Here is a 23,861-nt window from a genome sequence, read left to right on the forward strand (position 1 = left end):
CAATTATGAAAAATAAGCGTTATCTAACGAAAAAAGAAAAGCTCCTTGCACTTACAAAAAGACATAAAGAAAAGGCAGACAAGCACGCACTCGTGTTTCTTATTGCTCTTTTTCTGCTGATCACACTCGGTCAGATTGTAAGCTTTGCTCAGATACCTGATGTTGAAAAAGACGAGGAATCGGTAGTGACCGGGACCGTTGTAGGAGACCTCATGTTCGGACGCTATGTGGAAGAGGTAGTGTCCAGAAAAGGGTTTGATGAGCTGTTTACATTTGCAAAGCCGTACTTTGATGCCTCAGACTATGTGAGCGGCAATTTCAAGCAGACGATCATCGATATGCCCGCAAGTGCCATGGAAAATAAAAACGGCGATACCCTTGAAAACATTACGGAGAACGAAAACAAGCAGATGATATTCTCTACCACCTATGAAAGTGTGGAATCCCTTATTAACCAGGGATTTACGAACGTAAATCTTGCCAACAACAATCAGTTTGACTTTAAATATCTCGGCTTTCGCAACACGTTAAATGTCTTTGATTTATATGAAAATGAAATCAGCTATGTAGGGGCAGGAGTCAATACAGAGCAGGCAATTACACCGGCAGTGCAGGAGATTAACGGGACAACGGTGGCGACGGTCGGCTTCACAGATATCTATGCGCCTAACCACGCGGTGGACCAGGACCGTTCCGGCGTGCTTACGACCCGCCGGCTTGCTGATGTCTACGAAGCTGTCCAGCTTGCCGAAGAGCAGGCTGACTTTGTAGTTGTTCATGCCCACTGGGGAGAGAACTTTAACAACCGCATCTTCTCCAGACAGCGGGAGATTGCCCACTACCTTGTCGATCTCGGCGCGGACTTGATTGTCGGACACTACTCTCACGTAATCAGCCCGATGGAGGTATATGAGGACAGTCTCATTTTGTACGGTGTCGGCAACTTTATCTCAGACCAGGGGTGGTCAAGAACCTCAGATGCTCTCATTACCCAGTTTCATTTATTTGAGGATGGCAAAAAACAGTATGTTTTTTCACCCATGATGATCAGAGAGGCGACTCCGCTTCCTGCTACAGAGCCTTTTGGCAGCATTCAGAAGCAGCGGATCTTCAGAACCCTCACGAAAGAACTCGGAAGCGATGTCAACACGTGGCGGGATGACGGTAAGCTTTACCTTGAGATTGGTGGAAATGACGAGGGAGATTCCCTGTAAAAGAAAGGAGTGAGACGGATGCGCCTTCGCTTTGCAACAAACATCATCGGAACTGTTTTAATCATCGTCTTTTTAATCGCCGGCTTTAATGAAATTGAGTTCACCCAGAACCAGGGTCTGCAGGAAGATGATGATATCCCGGAAGAGGAAATCGCCAGTGGTGAACAGTCGTATGGTGTAAGTGCTGCTCACCCATATGCTGTTGATGCAGGGATGAAAGTCCTCAAAGAAGGAGGCAACGCAGCAGACGCCTTTATCGCGGTCTCTTTCATGCTCAATGTCGTCGAACCTTATGGCTCGGGCATCGGGGGAGGAGGCTCACTCCTTTATTACGACCCCCAGTTCGGTGCAGCTCCACAATACCTTGACTACAGGGAGACAGCACCCTATAACATTCCCACGGCTGAACAGTACGGCAGGAGCTTTGGGATCCCGGGCTTTTTAATCGGGATGAGCACCGTCTTTGATAACTATGCTTCCGGAAACCTGAGCTTTGCAGACCTTCTCGAGCCGGCCATTCAAATTGCCGAAGAGGGATTTGAAGTAGACCGCTATTTAGCCGGACGGCTTGTCCATGCCCAGTACAGAATGGACCCTTCCCAGATTCCTCACTTTTACGAAGGGGCAGAGACAATCCAGAGCGGAGGCCTCCTTGTGCAGGAAGAGCTGGCGGAAACCCTTCGGACAATCCAGGAAATGGGCCCCCGCCAGTACTTTTTGGAAGTACTCGCACCGGCAATGGAACAGCGTTACCCTGGCCTGACGGTAAACGACTTTCAGCAGTATCAGGTTAAGCAGCCTGAACCGGTCACCGGCACGTTTCAGGGATACAGTGTTTACAGCGCTCCTGCACCTCTGGCAGGACCGACGCTTATTCAGCTTCTCCAGGCTTCGGAATATCTGGATTTAGAGGAAATAAAAGAAAGTGAAAACGATGACGAATCGTGGTATCTTACTTATGCAGAGCTTCTTTCGAGGGTACAGATTGAAGCCTACAACGATCGTCTGCAATTTATTGCGGACCCTGATTTCAATCAGGGGAACCAATGGGAAAACCCGTTTCTTGAGAATCTGAACCGCCTCACATCAGAGGAATATGCCCAGGAACTGGCCGCAGATGCCAGGGACGGAGTCGTTTCAGAAGAGATGGAAGACGACGCCCCGGCCATGACAAACAACCATAACAATACCAGTCATTTTGTAATCGTGGATAAAGAAGGACGGATGATCTCTGTGACCCACACCCTGAGTAACTTTTTCGGCTCGGGTCAGTATTTCGGAGGCTACTTCCTGAACGATCAGCTGAGCAACTTTAACCAGTCACCGGAATCAATCAACCGCTATGAACCGGGCAAAAGACCGAGAAGTTTTATGGCACCGACCATTCTGGTAAGCGAGGAAAAAGGAGTTCTCGGCATGGGTTCCCCGGGTGGGGCCCGTATTCCGAATATGCTCGCCCAGACACTGATTCAAAAGGAAATCTTTGATTACGGCCTGAAAGCAGCCGTCGAACAGCCGCGCTTCCACTTTGATGACCGGATTGACCGTACTGGTGAAATCGGTGTGTTCGTGGATTACAAATTCCCGTCGGACTGGCAGGTGGACCTGGAAGCCCGCTTAAATGACCGGGAAGACATTGAAGGCTGGATTGTTCAGCAGGACGACAGTGATATGTTCTTTGGCGGAATTCAGGCAATGCTTATAGATACGTCAAACGAAATTCTCTACGGGGCATCAGACCCTCGCCGGGGAGGAAAGTGGGAAGCGAGCGATCCGGAAAAAGAAGAGGAAGAAGACACAGACTTCTTCGATCAGGACGATATTCAGGAAGAGGAGGGACAATACGATGAATAGCAAGTGGTTGCAAAAATACGGGTCATTACTTTTTCTCGTCATTGTTTTTGCCTTCATGGCCTTTTTCAGGCACGACATCGACCTCACGGACAATGAAGAGCGCATGACAGAAAACTATTTTGACCACCACGTAGGTGATGACTCAGATACCAGTGACGACATCATCACCTCACCGGAAGAAGACGCCGGAACAGAGAGCTGAACCTCTTCCGGAAACCCCGCTGCCTAGGATGGTTGCGGGGTTTTAGTGCTGGAAGGATTAATGAAAAAAGGTCGCCTCACGAAACCGGAAAAACCAGGTGTTGAATTCCGCTCATTGCGCTCCCTTTCCGCGGGGCCGCCGGTGAGCCTCCGTGTGCTCCGCACTCCGGGGTCTCACCCTGCCGCCTGATCCCGCAGGAGTGTCGCGCATTCGCTCCAATCAACACAATCTTTTATACCGATCTGATCTCTGATCCATAAAATGATTGCCTGACTTTAATTTTTCAGTGGCTTCTTTCGCGTTTCCGAGTCTCAGCCTCGTGTAGCACTCCAAAGTGAGTTTTTTGAATAATTCTGCTTCTTTTTTCCAATAACAGCCGAAAAGAAAAATCCAAAAAAAGGGTACGGGAATTATCGATGAAACAGAAAAGTTCATGAAACCAATAAATCGCGTGCAAAAAACGAGGCTGGAACAAAAAGAAAGTGTTTTGCAGAAAATTCGAACAATCCGCTGACATAGCGGATGAAATATACGGAGACTCCTGCGGGATGAAAAGCAAAGGTGAGACCCCGCAACGAAGTGAGGAGGGTAACCCGCTTCCCGCGGAAAGCGAAGTATATTTCAGGAGCGGTTTGTTTGCACCGCATTATATTCGTTCGGATTCTCTTTGACTAAAACACCTTTTGTCCCAGCTGCGCCGGCTTAATCAAACAGTTTTAAGTCATCGATTCGCCGAACAGCCTCAAGCAGCCGCTCTTCACTGGCGAGGAGGCCGACGCGCAAATAGCCTTCGCCGCACTCACCGAAGCCATTCCCGGGTGCGGTCACCACATGAGCCCTGTCCAACAGCAGTTCAGCAAACGCTTCAGACGTGTACCCTTCAGGCACAGGAAGCCACGCAAAGAACGTACCTTTGGACTCAGGCACCTTCCAGCCAATGTCATTCAATGCCGGAATCAGTACATTTCGGCGGTGTTCATATGTTTCCACGAGATCACGAACCGCGCTCTGGTCACCGGTTAACGCTTTGGCGGCCGCCTGCTGGACCGCCCCGAACAAGCTTACATATCTGTGATCCTGAATCAAATTAAGACTCTTAATCACTGACGGGTTTCCGACTGCAAAGCCAACGCGCCAGCCCGCCATGTTGTACGTCTTCGAGAGGGTGTACATTTCCACCCCGACATCCTTGGCTCCCTCACTTTGAAGAAAGCTTCTCGGCTTTTCCCCATCGAATCCAATCGCGCCGTACGCGAAATCGTGGACAACGCAAATATCGTGTTTTTTGCCCAAGGCCACGGTCTGGTCAAAAAACGATGCGTCAGCCACCGCCGACGTCGGGTTGTTCGGATAGTTTAAAAACAGAAGCTTCGCCTCATCAAGGGTGTTCTTATTGATGCTTTTGTAGTCAGGCAAAAAGCGGTTCTCTTCAAGCAGCGGCATAAACGATGTCCGGGCATTGGCAAGGGCGATGCCGGACATGTAGTCCGGGTAGCCCGGATCGGGGAGAAGGGCGAGATCCCCCGGGTTCAGGAGGCACTCGCTGATCTCCACAAGACCGGTCTTCGCCCCGAACAGAACAGCCACCTCGGTCTCGGGGTCCACATCCACATCATACTCCTGCTTGTAAAACGCAGCGATCGCTTCTTTTAAAAAACGGTGTCCCGTGAAAGGGGAATACTTATGATAAAGAGGATTTTCCGCTGCTTCCTGAAGTTCTGAAACAATATGTTCAGGGGTAGGCAGATCCGGATTTCCCTGGCCGAGGTTGATCAGATCATGACCTTCAGCCGCAAGATCCTGGACTTGTTTGGCAAGCCGGGCAAAAAACTGCTCGGGCAGACGCTTTAATGTATCGGACGGTTCAAATGTACGCATAGCAATCACTCCAGAAAAAAATTCTCGTAATACTTGAAATAGTAACACAAATCTTATACTGTTGATCACAACCATAACAAAAAAGGAGCCTGAATATGAAAGTAAACACTGCACTTCTTCAAATAGATATTGCTTTTGGCGATCCAAAAGCAAACCGCACAAAAGTGGAGCGGTATTTTCATGAAGCCATGAAGCAAAAAACAGATGTTGTTGTCCTGCCCGAGCTTTGGACGACCGGCTATGATCTCGGGCGTCTTGATGAGATCGCGGACCGCGGGGCAGAAGGGTCTGTGGCTTTTATATCAGCACTGGCGAAAGAATACTCGGTGAACGTTGTAGCCGGCTCTGTTGCAAAACAAACAGCCAATGGTGACGTCACCAATACGATGCTTGTGATTAACCGTGAAGGTGAGCTCGTGAAAGAGTACTCGAAAGCGCACCTGTTCCGTTTGATGAGCGAGGAAAAATTCCTTAAAGAAGGGAACGAAGACGGGAATTTTGAGCTTGACGGTGAGCCGTGTGCAGGCGTGATCTGCTACGATATCCGTTTCCCCGAGTGGATTCGTACCCACATGCTGCAAGGGAGCAAGACCCTTTATGTAGTGGCTGAGTGGCCGAAGCCCCGCGTCGATCACTGGCGGGCACTGCTCATTAGCCGCGCCATCGAAAATCAGTGCTACGTGGTGGCCTGCAACCGTGTGGGGAGCGACCCGAACAACGAGTTCGGCGGCCATTCGATTATAATTGACCCGTGGGGAAAAGTCGTGGCCGAAGCCGATGACCGGCAGGAGCTCGTTCTCCGGGGAGAAATTGACACGAGCGAAGTGGACACGATCCGCGACCGCATGACGATCTACGAAGACCGCCGCCCGGAATTGTATAAGATCTGAGTGAGAAGACAAGCCTTTTGGGGCTTGTCTTTATTAGTGGGGGGGGGGATTTATTTATTTTCTAAAGAGTTTTTGCTGCACAAAACAGAGAAAATTCTGCTCAAAATAGAAACAATTTTGTACAAAATGAGAATAATTCTACCCAAAACAAAAATAACTCTGTCCAAAATCAATTAAATCTTCCCCCAAAAGAAGTTACTTCTTCTAAGTCCAAAAGCCCGCAAAAAACACATGCACGCCCCACTGGAGCGTGCATGAACCTTACCTACCGCCGGCCGGCTATCTCACGCTGTTGTTCGATCTGACTAATCACGTCATAAAAAGTGGTAAACGAAGTATGGTTCAGCCCGAACTCACGGCATTTTTCCAGGAGAAAATCATCGCAGGCAAAAACCTGATGTGCTTCTTTTGCGGCTTCAAGGTTCGATATGGAATCTCCAATTACAATTTTATAGTATTCATCGTCAGGGAACTGCCGGAGAATGGAAGCTTTACAGCAGCCGCAATCCTTATCGCAACCTTCATCACACGCATGAGGCCAGGTAATTCGAATCGTGTCCCCCGAAAAGTCACTTCCATTACAGAAAAGCTGATCGAGAAGCTTGTACGGTTCCAAAAGGGGCTCGATGAAAAAATCGATCCCGCCACTGACCACGCGAATCCGGATCCCGCGGTTTCTTGCAAACGCTAAAAATTCAGTGAACCCTTTACGCATCTCCGCCTGTTCCAACACATAATTTACAATCTCAATTTTCTTTGCGGAAGGAATAAGAGAAAACATTCTTCCAACGCCTTCGCGAAGGGAGATTCTCTCCTCGAAGATATCGTCTTTGATTGCCTTCCACTCGGGTGGCGCAAACTCCTTCATAATCGTGATGATGTTGTCTTTTACCGTAATCGTACCGTCAAAGTCACAAAAGACGATCGGCTTTCTTTTCATTAAAGGGCTCATAACTGCACTCCTTTCTTTTATCCTGGCAAAAAACGAAAACATCCTCTTCAATAGGTGAAGAGGAGGATTTATCATTTTCGGTGCAGTTTCGATTGATATGAATTATGACAGGATTAAAGTTATCTGTCAATTCAAACAAAAGAGAGGGGGTTATTTGGAGAAGCTTAAGCATTTTTGTTAAAATCTAAGCCAGCGGGCTTGTTTTTTTTGGTTGAGAGGAGGGGGGATTCACCCCTTATGTAAGTTATTTCTCCCCTAAGTCGAATTAATTCCCCCCTAACTTCACTTTTTCCCCCCTAAGGAATTAACGCCCCCAGAAAATATCTTCTGGCTTTTGTTTCCCCATCATAATTAAGACCGAGACGCTTAAATGTCTTCGTAATCGTCTTCCTGTTATTAATTTCACACCATTGAGAGAACAACTGATTAGTTATAGGTTTCCCGGTCATGAGGTAATAGTCTTTGAGTGTATCGAGCAACACTTCTTTCGAATAAAAACCACAAGCAGCACACTCCCAAGTCCTATGAACCTTCAGCATCTTTAAATACTTACAGTCCGGACAATGAACCCCTTTCTTCAGTTCCTCAAAAGACACATTATACCGCTCCATCCCCGGCTTAAAAAGCTCCCTATGCTGACTCAACAGGGCTTGGTCCAGATCCCGAAGCACACCTTCAGTTAAAATATTCTTCTTATGCTTCTGATCAAATTCATAAATGAGATATTCGAGATAAGAGGGGCGAATGACGCGGTCGCGCTCTTTATAAGAGGGGGAGAGGATCACTTCACAATGGGGATTGGCCATTACAACGAAGTATTCGACGGGCATCGGAGGCAGATTATTGGTCCTGAGCCAGAGTTGCAGTTGCTTTTTCTGTTGCTTCACTTGCAATATGGGATCATCAAACGTATTCTTCTTCTTTTCATACGATTTCCATGTAAGCTGGTGAGGGTCCGCCTTTAACGTAACAGACTCGCCGGAGTAGTGCTTCACTTCCAGAATTAACAAATATCCGGGAAAAGTTAGGAGCACATCCATTTCGAATGCTTCATCATCGGGACGTTCAAACCTCAGGTTGTGATAGATGTAACTTGAAGAAAGAGGGCAGTTCTTGAGGTAGTAATCAACGGAGGATTCCCCTTTATAGCCGGAGGAAAAATTTCTGTGGTCCCTTTTTATATAAGGATACCGGGGATGCAAGGGGGGCGTGCGCCTGAGAGCAGCTTCTGCAATACGGAGAGCAAGAGGAATACTGCGGGGTTTTTTGATCAAACATACTCATCCCTTCTATTAAGTTAGTAAAATTATGGCATTACCAGAGCTGTGCGTCAATCAGGACAAATTTAACGCGTAATTCTTCTACATACGACAAGATGATTTTATTTTACATATACAAAAGAGGGGGAAGAGGGGCTGAAATTCTTTATAAAGAACCATTCTGGTATATGAACTTTATCAATTATTGTTTAATCTTATGTCTTTTTAGTTTACTTTCTAATTCTTTAGTAGTATTATTCTTTATATAGAACAAACCCAAGCATTATAAAGAACTTATTTTTTTAATCTGTTTGTTCTTTATTAAGAACGATAAACGGGGTGTTTCTGATAAAGAGTCTATCAATCGTAATACTTGTCATAGTGTTTGGGTCTATCCCTTTTCTGTTTGAGAGTTTAATCAGTCAGTTCAAAACGCAGGTGGAAGAAATAACGGAAGTAACCATGCATGCTGCCAGGGCCGTTAATGCTAACGACTTAAAAAGAAATTTAGGGCCCGAAAGTTTAATTGTACCTCAATACTATGATGAGAATGAAAAAAAATGGAGATTGATTTGGAGAGACGAATTTGAAGAGGACGCTTTAGATACGAGTCGTTGGAATACAGAATATTGGCCTGCTGAAAAGAACAATGAATTACAATACTATACTCCGGAAAATGTGAGCGTGCGTAATGGCAACCTTATATTATCCAGTAAAATTGAGATTTATGAAGACCGGTCGTATACATCCGGTGCAGTCCATTCAAAGGACAAGTTTAGTTTTAAGTACGGAAAAATAGAAATGAGGGCCCGTCTCCCTGAAGGAAAGGGAATGTTTCCGGCATTTTGGCTTCTTCCAAACATAGATCATACATGGCTTCCTGAGATTGATATTTTAGAAATGTTAGGTGATAAGCCGAATGAAATATGGATGGTGGTTCATTGGGAGGATGAAGAGGGCAACCTCTCAAGTGATTTTAGCTCATATTATGGCAGTGATTATTCCAAGGGGTACCATACTTACGGAATTGAGTGGAACCCATCAGAAATCAGGTGGTTTATTGATGGAATTGAAAGATTTAAAACCAATCAATTTGTCCCTCATGAAGAGATGTATTTGTATATAAACACAGCGATTGGCGGCGATTGGCCAGGCTCCCCGGATAAAACGACGTCCTTTCCTCAATTTTTTGAAGTCGATTATGTGAGAGTTTACCGAGCTGAAGGGGGAGAGTAAAATGATGATCCTTACACTATCGTTATTCTCAATATTTATCGTTTTTCAAATCCTGTATATCTTTGTACCCCTATACTTGGTGAAAGAAAAAAGAGAATTTATTAAAACGAGTGAGGAAAAGCGTATTTCTATTTTAATACCGGCTTTTAATGAAGAAAAAATAATTATGAACTGTATTGAGGGGATTCATCATTTAGACTATTCGAACTATGAAGTCATCATCATTAACGACGGATCCGTCGACCAGACAAAAGAGTTGCTCATAAATAAATTAAAAATGAAACGGGTCATAAAGTCATCGGATGAATCACTTTCTTATAACCTCATTAAAGGCCTCTATAAATCTGCTGTTTATCCGAAGATCTATATGATTGATAAGGAAAATGGGGGGAAGGCTGACGCATTAAATGCAGGGATTGACCATTCTGAGAGTGAAATCGTGATCACTTTAGACGCTGACAGTGTACTCGAATCCAACTCATTGAATGTGATTAATACCAGGTTTGACGATCAGCATATTATGGCTGCAGGAGGAATGGTTCAAATTGGACAAGGCTTTTATGGAGATCTGAAAAATCTTCAGCCTACCTTTTATACCAAAGGGTTAATAAAGTATCAAATCATTCAATACCTTACAGACTTTTATCTGCACCGGTTAACACAAACCAAGTTTCAATCTATGACAATTATTGCCGGGGCCTTTGGTGTCTTCAGGAAAAATATACTGCTGGAAGTGAATGGATACCGGAAGACAGTGGGGGAAGACATGGACATTACACTCCGCTGCCTGAGTTTAAAAAAAGAAAAGTATAAAAAGCATAAGCTTGTTTTCATTCCAGAAGCCATATGCTATACGGAATGTCCATCATCGTTCATTGATTTATTCAAGCAAAGGATAAGGTGGCAAAAAGCGTTTCTCGACTGCATCCTTAATTACAAGACTGCTTTTTTTAAAAAGCTGGGCTGGGCACCTTCCATATACTTGTTGTTTGACTCTTTTATTCTTGGAACTATCAATGCATTTTTTACCATATTTGTCTGCGTCATTTTAGTAGTGACTCAAGGGAACTATATGGTTGCTTTAGCCTTTCTGTCTGTAACCTTTTTACTCGCTGTTTATAGAAGTGTGACAGCCATGGTGATCAGCAGAAGGTTCGGCTTAGCATACAGCAGAAAGGATTACTTTAAAATATCCTGCTTTATTCTTTATGAGATTATAACTTATAGATTGCTGGGTTTGGTTTTTGTAACGGTTGGAACGATCATGTATGTGAAAAATAAGGAAGGGTGGGACGCCTCAAGGAGGAATGGAAAGAGTTTTCAAACATCGCCTGAAAGAGGTCAGCTCAGGAGGACGGGCTCATGAGAATAATGCTGGTTAATGCCTTATTTCTGTTAACCTTTGTATTTTTCTTCAGTTCCATTGTTAATTATTATTATGATGATTTCGCAACTGCCATGGATAGTAATAGTGGTTTATTTACAGAAAATAAATCTATAGATTTAAATGATACAAACCAGGGATGGGGCAGGGGCGTGAGGGACTTTAAGGTCGATGAGGGCAGTGCAGCACCTGAAATACCTGTTCTGTTGTATCATAGAATCTTGGACGATAATGACATTCAAGACCATCATTACAACAAGAATGGCGAACTATACAAAACCATTACCCTGAAATCACAATTTGAGAAGCAAATGGACCTTTTAGCAAAAGAGGATTTTGTAACGTTAACTTCAAAGGAATTTGAATTATTTATGAGAGGAGAAATAGATTTACCCGAAAAAAGCGTACTAATTACATTTGATGACGGATTTAAAGACAATCATATTGAAGCCTATCCAATTTTAAAAGAACATCAATTTACCGCGCTGAATTTTGTTATAACTGGATATATTGATGAATCAGATTCCGAATATGAACCGGCCCATAACCAGTACCTGAGTATTTCGGATATCATGGCCGCCACAGATGTATTTGAATACTACAGTCACACCTATAATTTTCATCACCAGAATGAAAAAGGGGTAGCTTATCTCATCTCTGAACCTATAAGCGCTGTGAAAAAAGACATCGAAATTAGCGTGAACAATCTAAATAACCGTTCTGATTATTTTGCCTATCCATACGGGGCATATAACGATAAAACAGCTGATTTATTGGAAGAAATGGACTTTAAAATGGCTTTCACCAGTGATTTAGATAAAGCCCGTCCCGATCAGGATCCTTACCGTATTCCCCGTATCGAGATAAGTAACCGGGATGATATAGAAGACTTTAAAGAGAAAATAGGATTAGAGAAAGAGTAGGGAGTGTCGGCCTGTCATCACAACCGGAATAAACTCATTTAAGTCCCCCGTCCAAAGCAGGCGGGGGACTTAAATGATGCCTTCTTTGCCCTCCTCTTTAACTGCAGCAAAAAACCCCGCTCCTTAAAGAGCAGGGTTTTGGTTCTTACGTATACTTCGGCTTCATCTCGCCGCTTTCAATCTCTTCAATATAATGGCAGGCAGCGTTGTGGCCTTCTTTCATCATATCCTTGCCGGTGTTGCGAAGCTCCGGAACTTCGTCTTTACACTTGTCCGTTGCAAACGGGCAGCGGGTGTGGAAACGGCAGCCGGTCGGCGGATCGATTGGAGAAGGAACATCGCCCTTCAGGACAATCTGATCGCGTGTGGCAGTCGGATCCGGAACAGGGATCGCAGACAGCAGCGTCTTCGTGTACGGGTGCTTCGGATTGTCGAACACAGACTTTTTGTCACCGATTTCGACAATTTTACCGAGATACATTACCATAACACGGTCGGAAATGTGACGGACAACCCCCAGGTCGTGTGAAATAAACAGGTACGTGAGGTTAAATTCCTTCTGCAGTTTTTTAAGCAGGTTCAATACCTGTGCCTGAATGGACACGTCAAGAGCGGATACACTCTCGTCACACACAATAAGCTTCGGATCCACTGCCAGCGCGCGGGCGATACCGATACGCTGACGCTGACCGCCACTGAATTCGTGAGGGAAGCGGTCAAGCTGGTGAGCCCCGAGGCCGACCGTCTCCATCAGGTCCATCATGCGGTCAAGGCGCTTCGCCTTAGGCACAACGTTTTGAATTTCCATTGCTTCGTTTAAAACCTGACGAACCGTCTGACGCGGGTTAATGGAAGCATAAGGATCCTGGAAAATAATCTGAAGATCTTTCCGGCGTTTACGCATGTCACTTTTACTTAGAGCCAGCAGATCTTCACCGTTGAACGAAACTTCACCGCTCGTCGGCTCGTCAAGACGGAGGATCGCACGGCCTGTTGTGGATTTACCACAGCCGGACTCCCCAACGATACTTAACGTTTCACCTTCGCGAACGCCGAATGTGATGTCGTCTACGGCTTTAACGTCATTGACACGGCGGCCGAAGATTCCACCTTTAATAGGAAAATACTGTTTAAGATTGTTTACTTGCAGCAGATTCGTAGTCATTTTTGACGTTCACCTCCGGGCCGTCCCATTTGTCGGTATGAATCCAACAGCGGACTTGATTTCCTTGTTCAAGATCCTCTAAGTGAGGGAGGCTTTCGCGGCACATCTCACGTGCGAACGGGCAGCGTGGTGCAAAACGGCAGCCTTCTGGCATATTATCAGGTGTCGGTACCGTCCCTTTGATGGTACTCAGATCACCTTCCATATCAATATCGTGACGCGGGAGGGATTTTAACAGTCCAACCGTGTACGGGTGTTTCGGGTCAGCAAACAGTGTATTCACATGTGCGTACTCCACAATTTTACCGGCGTACATAACCGCTACGTAGTCACACGTGTCAGCTACAACACCAAGGTCGTGAGTAATCAGAATCACACTCATGTCAAGCTCGTCCTGAAGGTTACGAATTAAGCGGAGGATCTGCGCCTGAATCGTTACGTCAAGAGCTGTCGTCGGCTCATCGGCAATCAGCACCTCCGGACGGCACGCAAGAGCAATCGCGATCATCACACGCTGGCGCATTCCCCCCGAAAGCTCGTGAGGATAGTTTTTCAGACGTGCTTTCGGAGAAGGAATTCCTACGAGCTCAAGCATCTCAAGGGATTTCTTCATCGCTTCTTTCTTCGATAATCCCTGGTGAATCATGACGGCTTCAGAGATTTGATCCCCTACCGTGAATACAGGGTTCAACGATGTCATCGGCTCCTGGAAAATCATTGAGATCTGATTTCCACGGATCCGGCGCATCTGGCCCTCGGATTTGTTCAACAGGTTTTCCCCGTTAAAGTTAATTTCGCCGCCTATAATTTCACCTGGCTCATTAATCAGGCGCATGATGGAAAGAGAGGTGATACTTTTGCCCGAACCGGACTCTCCTACAATTCCGAGCGTTTTACCGCCTGGTACGGCAAAAGTAACGCCGTCAACGGCTTTTACTTCTTTTCCATCAACGAAAAAGGATGTTTGCAGTTCTTTTACATCAATAATACTTCGTTTGTTTTCCATAGAAGTACCCTCCTTTCCTTAATCCAGTTCAATTCGTTTATTTAAGAATCGGTAACTCAAGTCAACAATCAAGTTTACAAGCACGAACAACAGGGCAATGACAAGAACAGACCCTTGGACGATCGGGAAGTCCCGGGCATTAATCGCCTCAATTACCAGTCGTCCCATACCGTTTATTGCAAAAACTGTTTCTGTCAGCACCGTTCCGCCAAGAAGAACCCCGAACTGAAGTCCAACTACCGTAACAACCGGAATCAGGGCGTTACGAAGGGCGTGTTTGTAAATAACGTACTTCTCTTTTACCCCTTTGGCACGGGCTGTACGGATATAATCCTGATTGATAACTTCAAGCATGGACGAACGGGTCATACGGGCAATAATCGCAGCTCCGGCCGTACCAAGTGTAATAACCGGAAGAACGATATGACCCGGAGTTCCCCAGCCGGAAACCGGGAACCACTGCAGCGGAGGCAGGGCAAAGTACTGAATAAGCATAAGTCCGAGCCAGAAGTTCGGCATGGAAAGACCGAACAAAGCCACAATCATAATTCCTGTATCAAGAAACGTGTAACGCTTCGTTGCAGAAACAATACCGGCAATAAGTCCCATAAAAATACTTAATATCGTACTGTATACGGCGAGCTCTATGGTTACCATAATTCGTCCGCCAATCTCGGCACTAACCGGATTTCCGCTTCGGATGGAGTTCCCTAAGTCACCTTGAACAACACCGCCGATGAATTTTGCATACTGAACAGGAAGCGGCTCGTTCAAGCCAAGTCGTTCACGCATCTGTTCAACCTGTGCTTCACTGGCACTTTCACCGGCGATGATCTGAGCCGGGTCACCGGGAATAAGGTGCATCATGGAAAAAACTAAGATTGTAACCCCGATCAGTACGGGGATGGTTTGTAATAAGCGTCGAATGATATAGACAAACATCGTTTCTCACCTCTCTCTTCGTTATTTCGTCTTAGGATCAAGAGCGTCGCGTAAACCGTCACCAAAAATGTTGAAGGCTAATACGACAATGACAATGGCGAGACCAGGGAATAAGGCAATGTGAGGGCTGTCCCACATATAGTTACGCCCGGCACTCAGCATGGCACCCCATTCAGGTGTCGGCGGCTGTGCACCTAAACCTAAGAACGAAAGTCCGCTGGCTGTCAGAATCGCAGTTGCCATACGGAGCGTCGACTGAACGATGATGGGTGACATAATGTTAGGCAGGATGTGTCTGAAAATAATGCGCGTATCCGTTGCACCCAGTGCACGAACCGCATCTACATATTCAAGTTTTCGAACCGCAAGCGTGGAACCACGCACAATTCTTGCAAACATTGGAACCGAGAAGATACCAACGGCGATAATCACGTTTTGCAGGCTTCCTCCCAGTACACTTACAATCGCAAGAGCAAGAAGGATACCAGGGAACGCAAGAAGCACGTCCATACAACGCATGAGAATTGCATCTACTTTTTTTCCGTAATACCCGGAGATAACCCCTATAAGCACCCCGACTATAGCCCCGATTAATACGGAAACAAAGCCGATATATAATGTGATGGACATCCCGTGGATGATCCGCGTGAAGATATCCCTTCCTTGGTGGTCAGTTCCGAACCAGTTATCCGCAGATGGTGATGCCATCCTGTTCGTCGGATCAATGGAAGTCGGTGAACCGGATGTAAAAAGTGGTCCGAAGATTGCCACTAATACAAAAAAGATAATAAAGTAACCGCCGACCATTGCCGCTTTGTTTTTGCGTAATTTTTTGAAAATGGTTTTGAAATTTTCAACCGTCGGCGATGGCGGCTTTGCAGCTGGTTTATTAACAGTCGTTTCAGCCATCAGTTCTTCCCCCTATTCTAAATTATTTGATAATTTACCTGTTTGTTGCGATTCAATTAGACACAAAAAAAATTATATCATCTCAATAAAATAATACAAGAGATTCTACTGCTTGAAATTATTGTCATACCAATATTTGCAAACGCTTTCTATGACAATGATGCGCTAATAATGCACTTAACTGCAGTGTTTATAATGTTATATTAATAAAACAATTTTCGCCACATAGCGAATACATAAAAGGTTCCGACAATTGGAACTTGTCTTTTTAAATTTAATCGTGTAATTTAGATATGAAACATTCTCTAAAAATTTTACAAGGGGGTAACAATTTTGAAGAAAAGTAAATGGTTTAAATCCATTGCAATTCCTGCAGTCATGGCAGTTGCGCTTGTTGGTTGTGCAAGTGAGCCGGACGAAGGGGGAGACACAGGTACGGACGATGGCGATACAGGTGCAGACAACGGAGAAGAAGCAGAAGGTGAAGAAGGCGGCAACCTCGTCATCGCACTTGGTGCAGACATCGTTGCTTTGGATCCGCACGGGTCTAACGACGTTCCTTCAAGTAACGTTCAGACAAATATCTATGAAACTCTTCTTACTCAAAGCGAGGACATGGAGCTTGAGCCGCTTCTTGCTACAGACTGGGAAGCCGTTGAAGACGACCTTTGGGAATTCGAACTTCGTGAAGACGTAACATTCCACGATGGAAGCGAATTCAACGCTGAAGTTGTAAAAGCAAACTTCGACCGTGTACTCGATCCTGAAGTCGCATCACCACGTCAGTTCCTATTTGAAATGATTGAAGAAGTTATCATTGTCGATGACTACACTGTTCAATTTAAAACAGAATACCCATTCGCTCCACTTCCATCCCACCTTGCCCACACAGGCGGAAGCATGATCAGTAAAGATGCAATCGATGCTGACTATGAAGCAATGGAAGACGGCGAAAGCCCTGGAAGCGTACTTAACAGCGAGCCGGCTGGTACAGGATTCTTCAAATTCGAATCCAGGGACACAGGTAACGAAGTTGTTCTTGCCAAAAACGAAGACTACTGGGGTGAAAACGCAAAAGTTGACCAGGTTACTTTCCGTGTAATCAGTGAGCCAAGTACCCGTGTAGGTAACCTTGAAACTGGCGATATCCACATATCCTATCCGGTTGAGCCAAACAACAAATCCCGTGTTGAAGCGATGGACATCGCTGACGTATACGAGCAGCGAAGTTTGAGCACAGCTTACGTTGGATTTAACAACGACAAAGAGCCATTCGACGATCCAAAAGTACGTCAGGCCCTTACAATGGCAATCGACAAGAGTGCCATCATCGACGGTATCCTTGAAGGTAACGCAACTGAAGCGATCGCTCCAATCAACGACCAGGTATTCGGTTTCAGTGACAGCGTGGACGAGCTTGGATATGATCCTGAGCGCGCGAAAGAGCTTCTTGCTGAAGCAGGTTACGAAGACGGATTCGAAACGACAATCTGGACAAACGAAAGCGCTGAGCGTGAAGACATCGCGATCATCGTTCAGGACCAGCTTTCTGAAATCGGCGTAGACGTATCCATCGAAGTTCTTGAGTGGGGTGCTTACCTCGACAACACAGCAAACGGTCAGCACGACATGTTCATCCTTGGATGGGTTACTGTAACAGGTGACGCAGACTACGGTATGTTCCCACTGTTCCACTCTTCACAAAAAGGAGCAGCAGGTAACCGTACATTCACTGACAACGCTGAGCTCGACGACGTTCTTGACCAGGCCCGCAGAGAAACTGACGACGCAACTCGTGAGGACCTCTACGAGCAAGCTCTTGAAATCCTTGTAGAAGACGCGCCAATGCTGTCTCTCTACCACACAACTTACCTTGTAGGTGTAAACAACGACGTACAAGGCTTCTGGAAGCATCCAAACGGCCTTTACATGCTGCAGGATGTAACGATTAACTAATTTAATTGGGCAACCTCCCGCTTTTTGGCGGGAGGTTGTTTTTTTGGTTGGGGAGGGTGCGTGGTTGCTGGTTTCGGTGCTAACCGTAAAATAGCGCGTGGGAAGTGTTAAATCCAACGGAAGAAGTGTAAAATCCCGAGCCGTAAGTGTAAAAAGCGAAGCGCTAAGCGTAAAAAGAGCTGCTTTTTCTGGTAACGGGGTAATCAGGGGCTTGGCAATCCGGAGCATGGATGGCGTTCGTGCGCATATCGGTGCTAACCGTAAAAACGGGCGTGGGAAGTGTAAAATGAAGAGTGAGAAGAGTAAAATCCCCAGCCGTAAGTGTAAAAAGCGAAGCGCTAAGCGTAAAAAGAGCCGTTCTTTCTGGTAACGGGGTAATCAGGTGCTTGGCAATCCGGAGCATGGATGGCGTTCGTGCGCATATCGGTGCTAACCGTAAAAACGGTCGTGGGAAGTGTTAAATCCAACGGAAGAAGTGTAAGCCGTAAGTGTAAAAAGCGAAGCGCTAAGCGTAAAAAGAGCTGACTTTTCTGGTAACGGGGTAATCAAATGCTTGTCAATCCGGAGCATGGATGGCGTGCGTGCACATATCGGTGCTAACCGTAAAAACGGGCGTGGGAAGTGTAAAATGAAGAGTGAGAAGAGTAAAATCCCGAGCTGTAAGTGTAAAAATCGAAGCGCTAAGCGTAAAAAGAGCCGTTCTTTCTGGTAACGGGGTAATCGGGGGCTTGGTAATCGGGAGCATGGAGTGGGTGCAGCCGCATATCGGGCTAAGCGTAAAATCGGGCATGGGAAGTGTAAAATGAAGAGTGAGAAGAGTAAAATCCTGAGCTGTAAGTGTAAAAAGATCCCGTTTAAACCCTTCTAAGGAAGGAATTACCACCCCGTATGTCGAACGTAAGTTCTTATAATGGAAGAGAGGATGATGTAATTGATTAAAAAGCCCCGTAAACCCTCCTTGGAACTACTAACATTCCTAGCACTAGCCCCCAGATTTCCAAAACACCTCCCACAGTACAACTACTTCGAAAGAGACTTAGGGAAAATGCAGTCTGGGTTTATTGGAGAAAGATCAGTAGATTATTACCTCCAACTGTATGCAAGATCACACACGAACTATCTTTACCACAACCTTAGATTTTTGACCCATGAATCTGCATATCAAATGGATACTCTTCTACTAACCCCATTCTATATCCTGATTATTGAGATCAAGAACTGGGGTGGCGTATCGCTAGAATTTAACCAGCACCAAGTAAAGCAAATATTTCAGGATGGGAGAATCGAAATACATGATGATCCAATCATACAAGTAAAAAGACAAAGAACTAATCTTATGAACTTGCTTGAAAAACTAAGTTTCTCGCATCTCCCCGTTGAATATTTAACAGTTATCGCCAACCGAAACCCGGAATTGATTTTCAAAGACTATCCGGAGTCCGACAGGATTATCAGAAGCAGCTACCTCGATTTTTCAATTCTGGATTTTGATAAAGAACACTCCGTTAAGATCCTCAGCCCAAATCAACTCTCTAAAATTAATAACACTTTCCTTTCCACCCACAAAGAAAAAAAGATTAATATTCTCGATAAATACAATCTTACAGCTGACTCCATTACAAAAGGCGTCTTATGTCCTTCATGTCTTACCATTAGCATGATCAGGCAAAAAAAGAGCTGGCTCTGTATCAAATGCAAGTATAGAAACAATTCGAAATCAGAATTACTTAAAGCCCTGGCCCAATATTCCATGCTTATTGGTCCCTCAATTACTCATCAGCAATTCAAGGACTTTTTTCAAATCTCTACTGCGCGCCATGTATCCTCACTACTGGGAAATCTTAATCTTCCAAGCGAAGGGAAGACGAGGGGGAAGAAATATCGATTAGATCAACTGATGACAGATATGTGGATTTGACCCTATCTGTAGAAAAGTGGCTTCTAAGTGTAAAAAACAGATATCTAAATGTAAAAAAGAGTGAGTCAACCGTAAAATGAGCACGACTAAACGTAAAATAATCTATTCTAACCGTAAAAAGCGATCCCAAAACCCCATACCCATACAAAAAAACCGGGGCAAACGCACCTGCCGCCCCGGCTCCAACAAATCATCCGAAAGATCCACCAAACCTCTACTCTACTCCTTCTCTGCCAGCACTTCCTTCAACTTCTCCTCAAACCGGCGGTCCGTGTACAATTCCACAAATTTATCACGCTTTTCGTTATCTTCCACCTTCAGGAACAACCGCCCGCGCTTCATCCGCGTCTCCTTAGGAAGGCCCTCCCACTCACGAAGCGACTCTTCCCGAAGCGCCCGCTCGACCTCGCGCCGCAGCACCGCATCTTTCACGCGATCCTGTTCAGCCGTGGAAGCCAGCTCTTCCATTAACTCCGCACGCAATGCCTCCATATCAACGGCCCCGCCGCCAGACGGAAACGGCCGCAACTCATAATTTTCATTTAGCTCCTGAAAAATCTCCTCAAGAGACTTGTTCTCCTCGCGCTTTTCCTTAATCACCCGCGCGATCTCCATGTCAAACTCATCATAAATCCGCTCTTCATCCGCCCGGTTCACATAATGAAGCTGCTTTTCCTCCAGCTTGCGGAACCAGTTGTCCACCGTACTTGCATGTTTGTCCAATTCCTTTGCAAACTCACCTATTTTCCAAAATTCCACCATGAAAGAGTCACCCCTAATCCGAATTTTCCTGCTACATTATCTTTCTTGCTACGTACGCTATTTCCCTCTTTCATAAAACTCAAATCATTTTAATAGGAAAGAAACCGTCTTTTTTAATGGTAAATCATGGTGCCGTAGCTAAATAAACCACAACTTTTACCTACTTTATAACCATTTCCTAACAAAACAGTTTTGGCGATTCACAAAAGGGTATAGCTCGTAAGGAAACCAATTTCAAGGAGGAATTCAACATGTCTACAGAAGAACAGCATACAAACGACTCAAATGAGCCGCAAGTAAATGAACAGCAAAAAGGTGGAAGCAAAAAAACATTCATTACAGGAGCTCTTGTGGGAGCAGCCATCGGTTCTGCGGCTGCAATCCTTACTACACCTAAAAGTGGGAAAGATCTTCGTGGCGAAATCGCAACAGGCTACGAAAGCACAACCCAAAAAAGTAAGGACACGCTTCAGGGACTGAAAGAGTCGTCCACTGAATCTGTGAGCAAACTTAAAGAAAAAGTAGGAAACTGGCGTACCGAGAAGCAGGAAGAAATTGCCGGAAGTCTGAGAGATTCAGCAGAAAAAGTTGCTGCCACTCTTGAAGATGATACTTCTGAAGAAACTGACGAAGAATCCGAAGACCAGTCTGACGAGGAAACGGAAGAAGAAACAGAAGAAACAGAAGAAGAAACTGATTCTGAAGAAGAGTCCGAAGAAGAGGAAGAAGACGGCTCTGACGACAACAAAAAAGAGTAAACAAACCATGAAAAAAAAGATGGTGCGAAGGCACCCTCTTTTTTAATACGTAAAAAAGACCGTTTCATGAAAGAAAGATCGGGAATTAATTCAAACAGATCCTTTTATTAGAAAGGGGAGGCTGCGATGGATAAAAATACGAGTCAATCTTCAGGTACAAAGACAGCACTTATCGCCGGCGGGATCACCGTCCTGGCCGGAAGCCTTGCGTTACTGAACAAGAATGCCCGATCCAAAGTGGTGGGTACCTTCAAGAAGGCCGGAAAAGAAACCAAAGAAGAAGCCAAGGAACAAGCAAAAGACTTCGCAGACGATCATCCAAAAGCCAAAAATGCAGCTGCAGCAACCTATATAGGAAAAAAATTCTACAATCTTTTTGAAAAAGTCCGAACTGCTAAAGAGAAAGTCAAAGACAACGTTGAAGAAGCAGGGGAAAAGCTGAAAGAAACCGGTGAAGAAGCCCAGGAGAACCTTAAGGTAGCGAAGCGCCGCATTAAATCAAAAGGCGAAGACGCAAAAGAGGAAATTAAAGACAATGAGCTCACCGGCGGCAGCGATTCCGGCAGCGACAGTGACGGAATCAAGAAGCCCAGTGACATTAAGAAGCCGTCCGACTTGAAAAAAGTGACGGAAATTAAAAGCGCTGAAAATATAAAAAAACCGTAGAGGAGAGTGCATGAAATGGCTATTCAAAAAAGTACGGATTCATCCAGTCTGGCAGAAGTGATTGACCGAATTTTAGATAAAGGGGTCGTTATCGACCTGTATGCACGTGTTTCACTTGTAGGAATCGAGCTTATTACGATTGAAGCCCGCGTTGTTATCGCAAGTGTGGACACTTGGCTTCGATACGCTGAAGCAGTCGGACTGCTTCGCGACGAAGTGCAGGGTGAATTAGACGGAGCAGAAGAAGGAGAAGGCAGCAACAGGCTGAACTTTGCCTAACCGGTAAAGGGAAGCTGGCATATGGCCAACCATATGCCAGGTTCTCTTTTCGGTGTTCAAAACAACAGATCAAAGGGTGTGTAAACCTATGAAACTAGAAGAAGTTATCAATACAGTAAAAGACTTTTTTACAGAACACGTCTACCCTGTTTACCGAATCACCTCCATCGTCACGGAAGAAAAGGCGTGGGAAGTGGAAGTGGAAGTGATCGAGGAGAAGGAATACATGAAAAAATACGGGCGCGACCAGCTACTCGGCGTTTATCAGGCCCGGGTCAATGAAGACATGGACGTGGTGTCCTTCCACCGTAAAAGCCTTCGATACCGTGCAGAAAGAATCGAAGAAAGCGAAGGGAGGTAGTCGATCATGGTCTTAAAAAAGCTCATGAATAAAGACTCCGAAGATGAAAAAGACCAGAAATCAAACGGTGACAAACAAAAGAAACAACAATCAAACGACGACAAACAAAATCAATCAAACACATCATCAAAAAAACAGTCTTCCAGTAAAAAACAAACGAAATCGGATCAATCCAATACCAAAGAGAAAAAGTCTCAAAGCAGCAGTAAATCCAGCGAAAACAAATCTGAAAAAAAATCAGATGACACGAAGCAGTCCAAAGAATCCCAATCAAGCAGCAAATCAGACGACAAATCTTCAAACGATAAAGCCAAAAATGATTCGAATAAGCAGTCTTCAAAAGAGAACGGAAAGCAATCAAAACAGCAGTCATCCAAGGGCAAAAGCGACAAAAAACCTTCCAAAACCAAGGATGAGTCGTCTTCAAAAGAGAAAACAGACGACACATCGAGCCGGTCAAAACAGAACATTGACCTGGACAACTTTGTTGTCACGTCGGAAATTGAAGACTTAGTCGAGCGTTCAAAACAGTATTTAAAAGCTCGCTATCCGGTTCATTTCACAGGCCCTGCAGGTGTCGGGAAAACGTCACTTGCTCTTTACCTTGCAAGCCAGTATGAGCAGCCTGTTTTGTTCCTCCAGGGAAATCACGAAATGAACAATGTGGATCTTATCGGAGGCGCGAATGGTTTTTCTTCATCGAAGACTGTAGATAACTTTATCCGGTCTGTTTATAAACATGAAGAACGGGTGAATGAAAATTGGCATGAAGGTCACCTCGTGAAGGCAGTTAAAAACGGTTATACAGTTATTTATGATGAGTTTACCCGCTCGAAACCCGAGACGAATAACCTTCTACTTTCGTTGCTTGAAGAAGGGATCCTTCCGCTATATGGAACTAAGCAAAAAGATGCGTTTGTCCGGGCACACCCGAACTTTAAGATAATTTTCACGAGCAACCCCGAGGAGTATGCAGGGGTTTATCAGTCGCAGGATGCGCTGAGGGACCGGCTCATCACCCTTGAGTTGAACCGTGGATCGACAGAGACGGAGATCAAGATGGTTCAGGAGAGGACCGGGATTGAAGAGGACGAAGCGAAAGTGATTGTCCAGCTCGTTGAGAATATCCGAAAGCTCTGCGAAAAAGAAGAAGTCCAGGGGCCAAGCTTCCGGGGCAGTGTGATGATTGGCGAGATTGCCAGACAGAACGACATCGAAATCAAGGCGGATAACGATGATTTCATTTCGCTGTGTAAAGACGTGCTCGGTGCGTCAGTTGGCAGATGCTTAGGGAAAAAAGAAGCGAAGAAAAAGATCGCAGATGAACTGAAAAAGCTGTAAAAGGAG

22 protein-coding genes are annotated in these 23,861 nt (G+C 45.3%); 14 read left to right on the forward strand and 8 right to left on the reverse strand.

The genetic code is table 11. From position 1 onward, the window contains the following. Nucleotides 1–5: 5 nt before the first annotated feature. The 3 genes from JSY36_RS07665 to JSY36_RS07675 are packed head-to-tail and all read left to right on the forward strand — an operon-like array spanning nt 6 to nt 3,270. Nucleotides 6–1,214, forward strand: a complete 1,209-nt coding sequence (locus JSY36_RS07665; protein ID WP_205165913.1) for a CapA family protein — start codon at nt 6–8, stop codon at nt 1,212–1,214. An 18-nt stretch (nt 1,215–1,232) separates the two neighbouring features. Continuing rightward, nucleotides 1,233–3,068, forward strand: coding sequence for a gamma-glutamyltransferase family protein (locus tag JSY36_RS07670; protein ID WP_205165914.1), 1,836 nt, complete (start codon nt 1,233–1,235; stop codon nt 3,066–3,068). Beyond that, nucleotides 3,061–3,270, forward strand: a complete 210-nt coding sequence (locus JSY36_RS07675) for a hypothetical protein (RefSeq protein ID WP_122899525.1) — start codon at nt 3,061–3,063, stop codon at nt 3,268–3,270. Before JSY36_RS07670 ends, JSY36_RS07675 begins: the two co-directional genes overlap by 8 nt. Nucleotides 3,271–3,972: 702 nt before the next feature. Here JSY36_RS07675 and JSY36_RS07680 read toward each other — a convergent pair. Beyond that, nucleotides 3,973–5,148 carry a pyridoxal phosphate-dependent aminotransferase gene (locus JSY36_RS07680; RefSeq protein WP_205165915.1) on the reverse strand — a complete coding sequence of 392 codons (1,176 nt, stop codon included), beginning with the start codon at nt 5,146–5,148 and terminating at the stop codon, nt 3,973–3,975. 95 nt (nt 5,149–5,243) lie between these two features. On the opposite strand from JSY36_RS07680, the gene JSY36_RS07685 reads away from it, so the two are divergent. Then, entirely contained in the window at nt 5,244–6,038 is a 795-nt protein-coding gene (locus JSY36_RS07685) for a carbon-nitrogen family hydrolase (protein WP_205165916.1), read from the forward strand. Between the two features lie 265 nt (nt 6,039–6,303). Here JSY36_RS07685 and JSY36_RS07690 read toward each other — a convergent pair whose 3' ends face one another. Both JSY36_RS07690 and JSY36_RS07695 read right to left on the reverse strand, forming a co-directional pair. Further along, the gene (locus JSY36_RS07690) at nt 6,304–6,978 is read right to left on the reverse strand and encodes a 2-hydroxy-3-keto-5-methylthiopentenyl-1-phosphate phosphatase (RefSeq protein WP_205166074.1); all 675 of its coding nucleotides are present in this window, start codon (nt 6,976–6,978) and stop codon (nt 6,304–6,306) included. 308 nt (nt 6,979–7,286) lie between these two features. Further along, nucleotides 7,287–8,264 (reverse strand): nuclease-related domain-containing protein, encoded by a 978-nt coding sequence (locus tag JSY36_RS07695; RefSeq protein ID WP_205165917.1) that lies wholly within the window; start codon nt 8,262–8,264, stop codon nt 7,287–7,289. A 324-nt stretch (nt 8,265–8,588) separates the two neighbouring features. On the opposite strand from JSY36_RS07695, the gene JSY36_RS07700 reads away from it, so the two are divergent. From JSY36_RS07700 to JSY36_RS07710, 3 genes are read left to right on the forward strand one after another with little or no spacing between them, the layout of a single operon-like run. Then, a complete protein-coding gene (locus JSY36_RS07700) occupies nt 8,589–9,485 on the forward strand; it encodes a glycoside hydrolase family 16 protein (RefSeq protein ID WP_249414100.1) in 897 nt (298 codons plus the stop codon). Nucleotide 9,486: 1 nt separating this feature from the next. Then, complete coding sequence (locus JSY36_RS07705; protein ID WP_205165918.1) at nt 9,487–10,851, forward strand: glycosyltransferase family 2 protein; 1,365 nt, start codon at nt 9,487–9,489, stop codon at nt 10,849–10,851. After that, on the forward strand, nt 10,848–11,792 hold the full coding sequence (locus tag JSY36_RS07710; RefSeq protein ID WP_205165919.1) for a polysaccharide deacetylase family protein: 945 nt from the start codon (nt 10,848–10,850) through the stop codon (nt 11,790–11,792). The genes JSY36_RS07705 and JSY36_RS07710 overlap by 4 nt, the downstream gene beginning before the upstream one ends. Nucleotides 11,793–11,937: 145 nt before the next feature. Here the strand turns inward: JSY36_RS07710 and JSY36_RS07715 are convergent, their stop codons facing one another. Genes JSY36_RS07715 through opp1C form a run of 4 tightly spaced genes read right to left on the reverse strand, consistent with a single transcriptional unit; the run spans nt 11,938 to nt 15,814 of the window. Next, on the reverse strand, nt 11,938–12,957 hold the full coding sequence (locus JSY36_RS07715) for an ABC transporter ATP-binding protein (protein WP_205165920.1): 1,020 nt from the start codon (nt 12,955–12,957) through the stop codon (nt 11,938–11,940). Next, nucleotides 12,923–13,963, reverse strand: coding sequence for an ABC transporter ATP-binding protein (locus JSY36_RS07720; RefSeq protein ID WP_205165921.1), 1,041 nt, complete (start codon nt 13,961–13,963; stop codon nt 12,923–12,925). The genes JSY36_RS07715 and JSY36_RS07720 overlap by 35 nt, the downstream gene beginning before the upstream one ends. An 18-nt stretch (nt 13,964–13,981) precedes the next feature. Next, the gene (locus JSY36_RS07725; RefSeq protein ID WP_122899506.1) at nt 13,982–14,905 is read right to left on the reverse strand and encodes an ABC transporter permease; all 924 of its coding nucleotides are present in this window, start codon (nt 14,903–14,905) and stop codon (nt 13,982–13,984) included. Nucleotides 14,906–14,926: 21 nt separating this feature from the next. Continuing rightward, nucleotides 14,927–15,814 (reverse strand): nickel/cobalt ABC transporter permease, encoded by an 888-nt coding sequence (gene opp1C, locus JSY36_RS07730; protein WP_122899505.1) that lies wholly within the window; start codon nt 15,812–15,814, stop codon nt 14,927–14,929. A 333-nt stretch (nt 15,815–16,147) separates the two neighbouring features. Between opp1C and JSY36_RS07735 the strand changes: the two genes are divergently transcribed. Together JSY36_RS07735 and JSY36_RS07740 are read left to right on the forward strand one after the other, a co-directional pair. Then, the gene (locus tag JSY36_RS07735) at nt 16,148–17,770 is read left to right on the forward strand and encodes a glutathione ABC transporter substrate-binding protein (protein WP_336511457.1); all 1,623 of its coding nucleotides are present in this window, start codon (nt 16,148–16,150) and stop codon (nt 17,768–17,770) included. Between the two features lie 931 nt (nt 17,771–18,701). Beyond that, nucleotides 18,702–19,688: a nuclease-related domain-containing protein gene (locus JSY36_RS07740; RefSeq protein ID WP_205165922.1), complete on the forward strand. Its 987-nt coding sequence runs from the start codon at nt 18,702–18,704 to the stop codon at nt 19,686–19,688. Between the two features lie 219 nt (nt 19,689–19,907). Here the strand turns inward: JSY36_RS07740 and JSY36_RS07745 are convergent, their stop codons facing one another. Next, nucleotides 19,908–20,450, reverse strand: coding sequence for a MerR family transcriptional regulator (locus tag JSY36_RS07745; protein ID WP_205165923.1), 543 nt, complete (start codon nt 20,448–20,450; stop codon nt 19,908–19,910). A gap of 251 nt (nt 20,451–20,701) precedes the next feature. On the opposite strand from JSY36_RS07745, the gene JSY36_RS07750 reads away from it, so the two are divergent. The 5 genes from JSY36_RS07750 (at nt 20,702) to gvpN (ending at nt 23,855) form a co-directional block, all read left to right on the forward strand. Then, complete coding sequence (locus tag JSY36_RS07750; protein ID WP_205165924.1) at nt 20,702–21,208, forward strand: YtxH domain-containing protein; 507 nt, start codon at nt 20,702–20,704, stop codon at nt 21,206–21,208. Between the two features lie 126 nt (nt 21,209–21,334). Next, entirely contained in the window at nt 21,335–21,874 is a 540-nt protein-coding gene (locus JSY36_RS07755; protein WP_122899494.1) for a hypothetical protein, read from the forward strand. Between the two features lie 15 nt (nt 21,875–21,889). Further along, nucleotides 21,890–22,153: a gas vesicle structural protein GvpA gene (gene gvpA, locus JSY36_RS07760; protein ID WP_122899492.1), complete on the forward strand. Its 264-nt coding sequence runs from the start codon at nt 21,890–21,892 to the stop codon at nt 22,151–22,153. An 88-nt stretch (nt 22,154–22,241) separates the two neighbouring features. Then, complete coding sequence (locus tag JSY36_RS07765) at nt 22,242–22,514, forward strand: gas vesicle protein GvpO (RefSeq protein WP_122899490.1); 273 nt, start codon at nt 22,242–22,244, stop codon at nt 22,512–22,514. A gap of 6 nt (nt 22,515–22,520) precedes the next feature. Continuing rightward, nucleotides 22,521–23,855 carry a gas vesicle protein GvpN gene (gene gvpN, locus JSY36_RS07770; protein ID WP_236784653.1) on the forward strand — a complete coding sequence of 445 codons (1,335 nt, stop codon included), beginning with the start codon at nt 22,521–22,523 and terminating at the stop codon, nt 23,853–23,855. Nucleotides 23,856–23,861 lie beyond the last annotated feature (6 nt).

Origin of the sequence: Alteribacter salitolerans, assembly GCF_016901055.1 — a bacterium.
Taxonomy (GTDB): domain Bacteria; phylum Bacillota; class Bacilli; order Bacillales; family Salisediminibacteriaceae; genus Alteribacter; species Alteribacter keqinensis.

Excerpts from the sequence above, each read along its gene's own strand:
- JSY36_RS07665 (WP_205165913.1), top strand. The coding sequence starts at position 6 with ATGAAAAATAAGCGTTATCTAACGAAAAAAGAAAAGCTCCTTGCACTT.
- JSY36_RS07670 (WP_205165914.1), top strand. The coding sequence starts at position 1,233 with ATGCGCCTTCGCTTTGCAACAAACATCATCGGAACTGTTTTAATCATC.
- JSY36_RS07675 (WP_122899525.1), top strand. The coding sequence starts at position 3,061 with ATGAATAGCAAGTGGTTGCAAAAATACGGGTCATTACTTTTTCTCGTC.
- JSY36_RS07680 (WP_205165915.1), bottom strand. The coding sequence starts at position 5,148 with ATGCGTACATTTGAACCGTCCGATACATTAAAGCGTCTGCCCGAGCAG.
- JSY36_RS07685 (WP_205165916.1), top strand. The coding sequence starts at position 5,244 with ATGAAAGTAAACACTGCACTTCTTCAAATAGATATTGCTTTTGGCGAT.
- JSY36_RS07690 (WP_205166074.1), bottom strand. The coding sequence starts at position 6,978 with ATGAAAAGAAAGCCGATCGTCTTTTGTGACTTTGACGGTACGATTACG.
- JSY36_RS07705 (WP_205165918.1), top strand. The coding sequence starts at position 9,487 with ATGATGATCCTTACACTATCGTTATTCTCAATATTTATCGTTTTTCAA.
- JSY36_RS07710 (WP_205165919.1), top strand. The coding sequence starts at position 10,848 with ATGAGAATAATGCTGGTTAATGCCTTATTTCTGTTAACCTTTGTATTT.
- JSY36_RS07715 (WP_205165920.1), bottom strand. The coding sequence starts at position 12,957 with ATGACTACGAATCTGCTGCAAGTAAACAATCTTAAACAGTATTTTCCT.
- JSY36_RS07720 (WP_205165921.1), bottom strand. The coding sequence starts at position 13,963 with ATGGAAAACAAACGAAGTATTATTGATGTAAAAGAACTGCAAACATCC.
- JSY36_RS07725 (WP_122899506.1), bottom strand. The coding sequence starts at position 14,905 with ATGTTTGTCTATATCATTCGACGCTTATTACAAACCATCCCCGTACTG.
- opp1C (WP_122899505.1), bottom strand. The coding sequence starts at position 15,814 with ATGGCTGAAACGACTGTTAATAAACCAGCTGCAAAGCCGCCATCGCCG.
- JSY36_RS07745 (WP_205165923.1), bottom strand. The coding sequence starts at position 20,450 with ATGGTGGAATTTTGGAAAATAGGTGAGTTTGCAAAGGAATTGGACAAA.
- JSY36_RS07750 (WP_205165924.1), top strand. The coding sequence starts at position 20,702 with ATGTCTACAGAAGAACAGCATACAAACGACTCAAATGAGCCGCAAGTA.
- JSY36_RS07755 (WP_122899494.1), top strand. The coding sequence starts at position 21,335 with ATGGATAAAAATACGAGTCAATCTTCAGGTACAAAGACAGCACTTATC.
- gvpA (WP_122899492.1), top strand. The coding sequence starts at position 21,890 with ATGGCTATTCAAAAAAGTACGGATTCATCCAGTCTGGCAGAAGTGATT.
- JSY36_RS07765 (WP_122899490.1), top strand. The coding sequence starts at position 22,242 with ATGAAACTAGAAGAAGTTATCAATACAGTAAAAGACTTTTTTACAGAA.
- gvpN (WP_236784653.1), top strand. The coding sequence starts at position 22,521 with ATGGTCTTAAAAAAGCTCATGAATAAAGACTCCGAAGATGAAAAAGAC.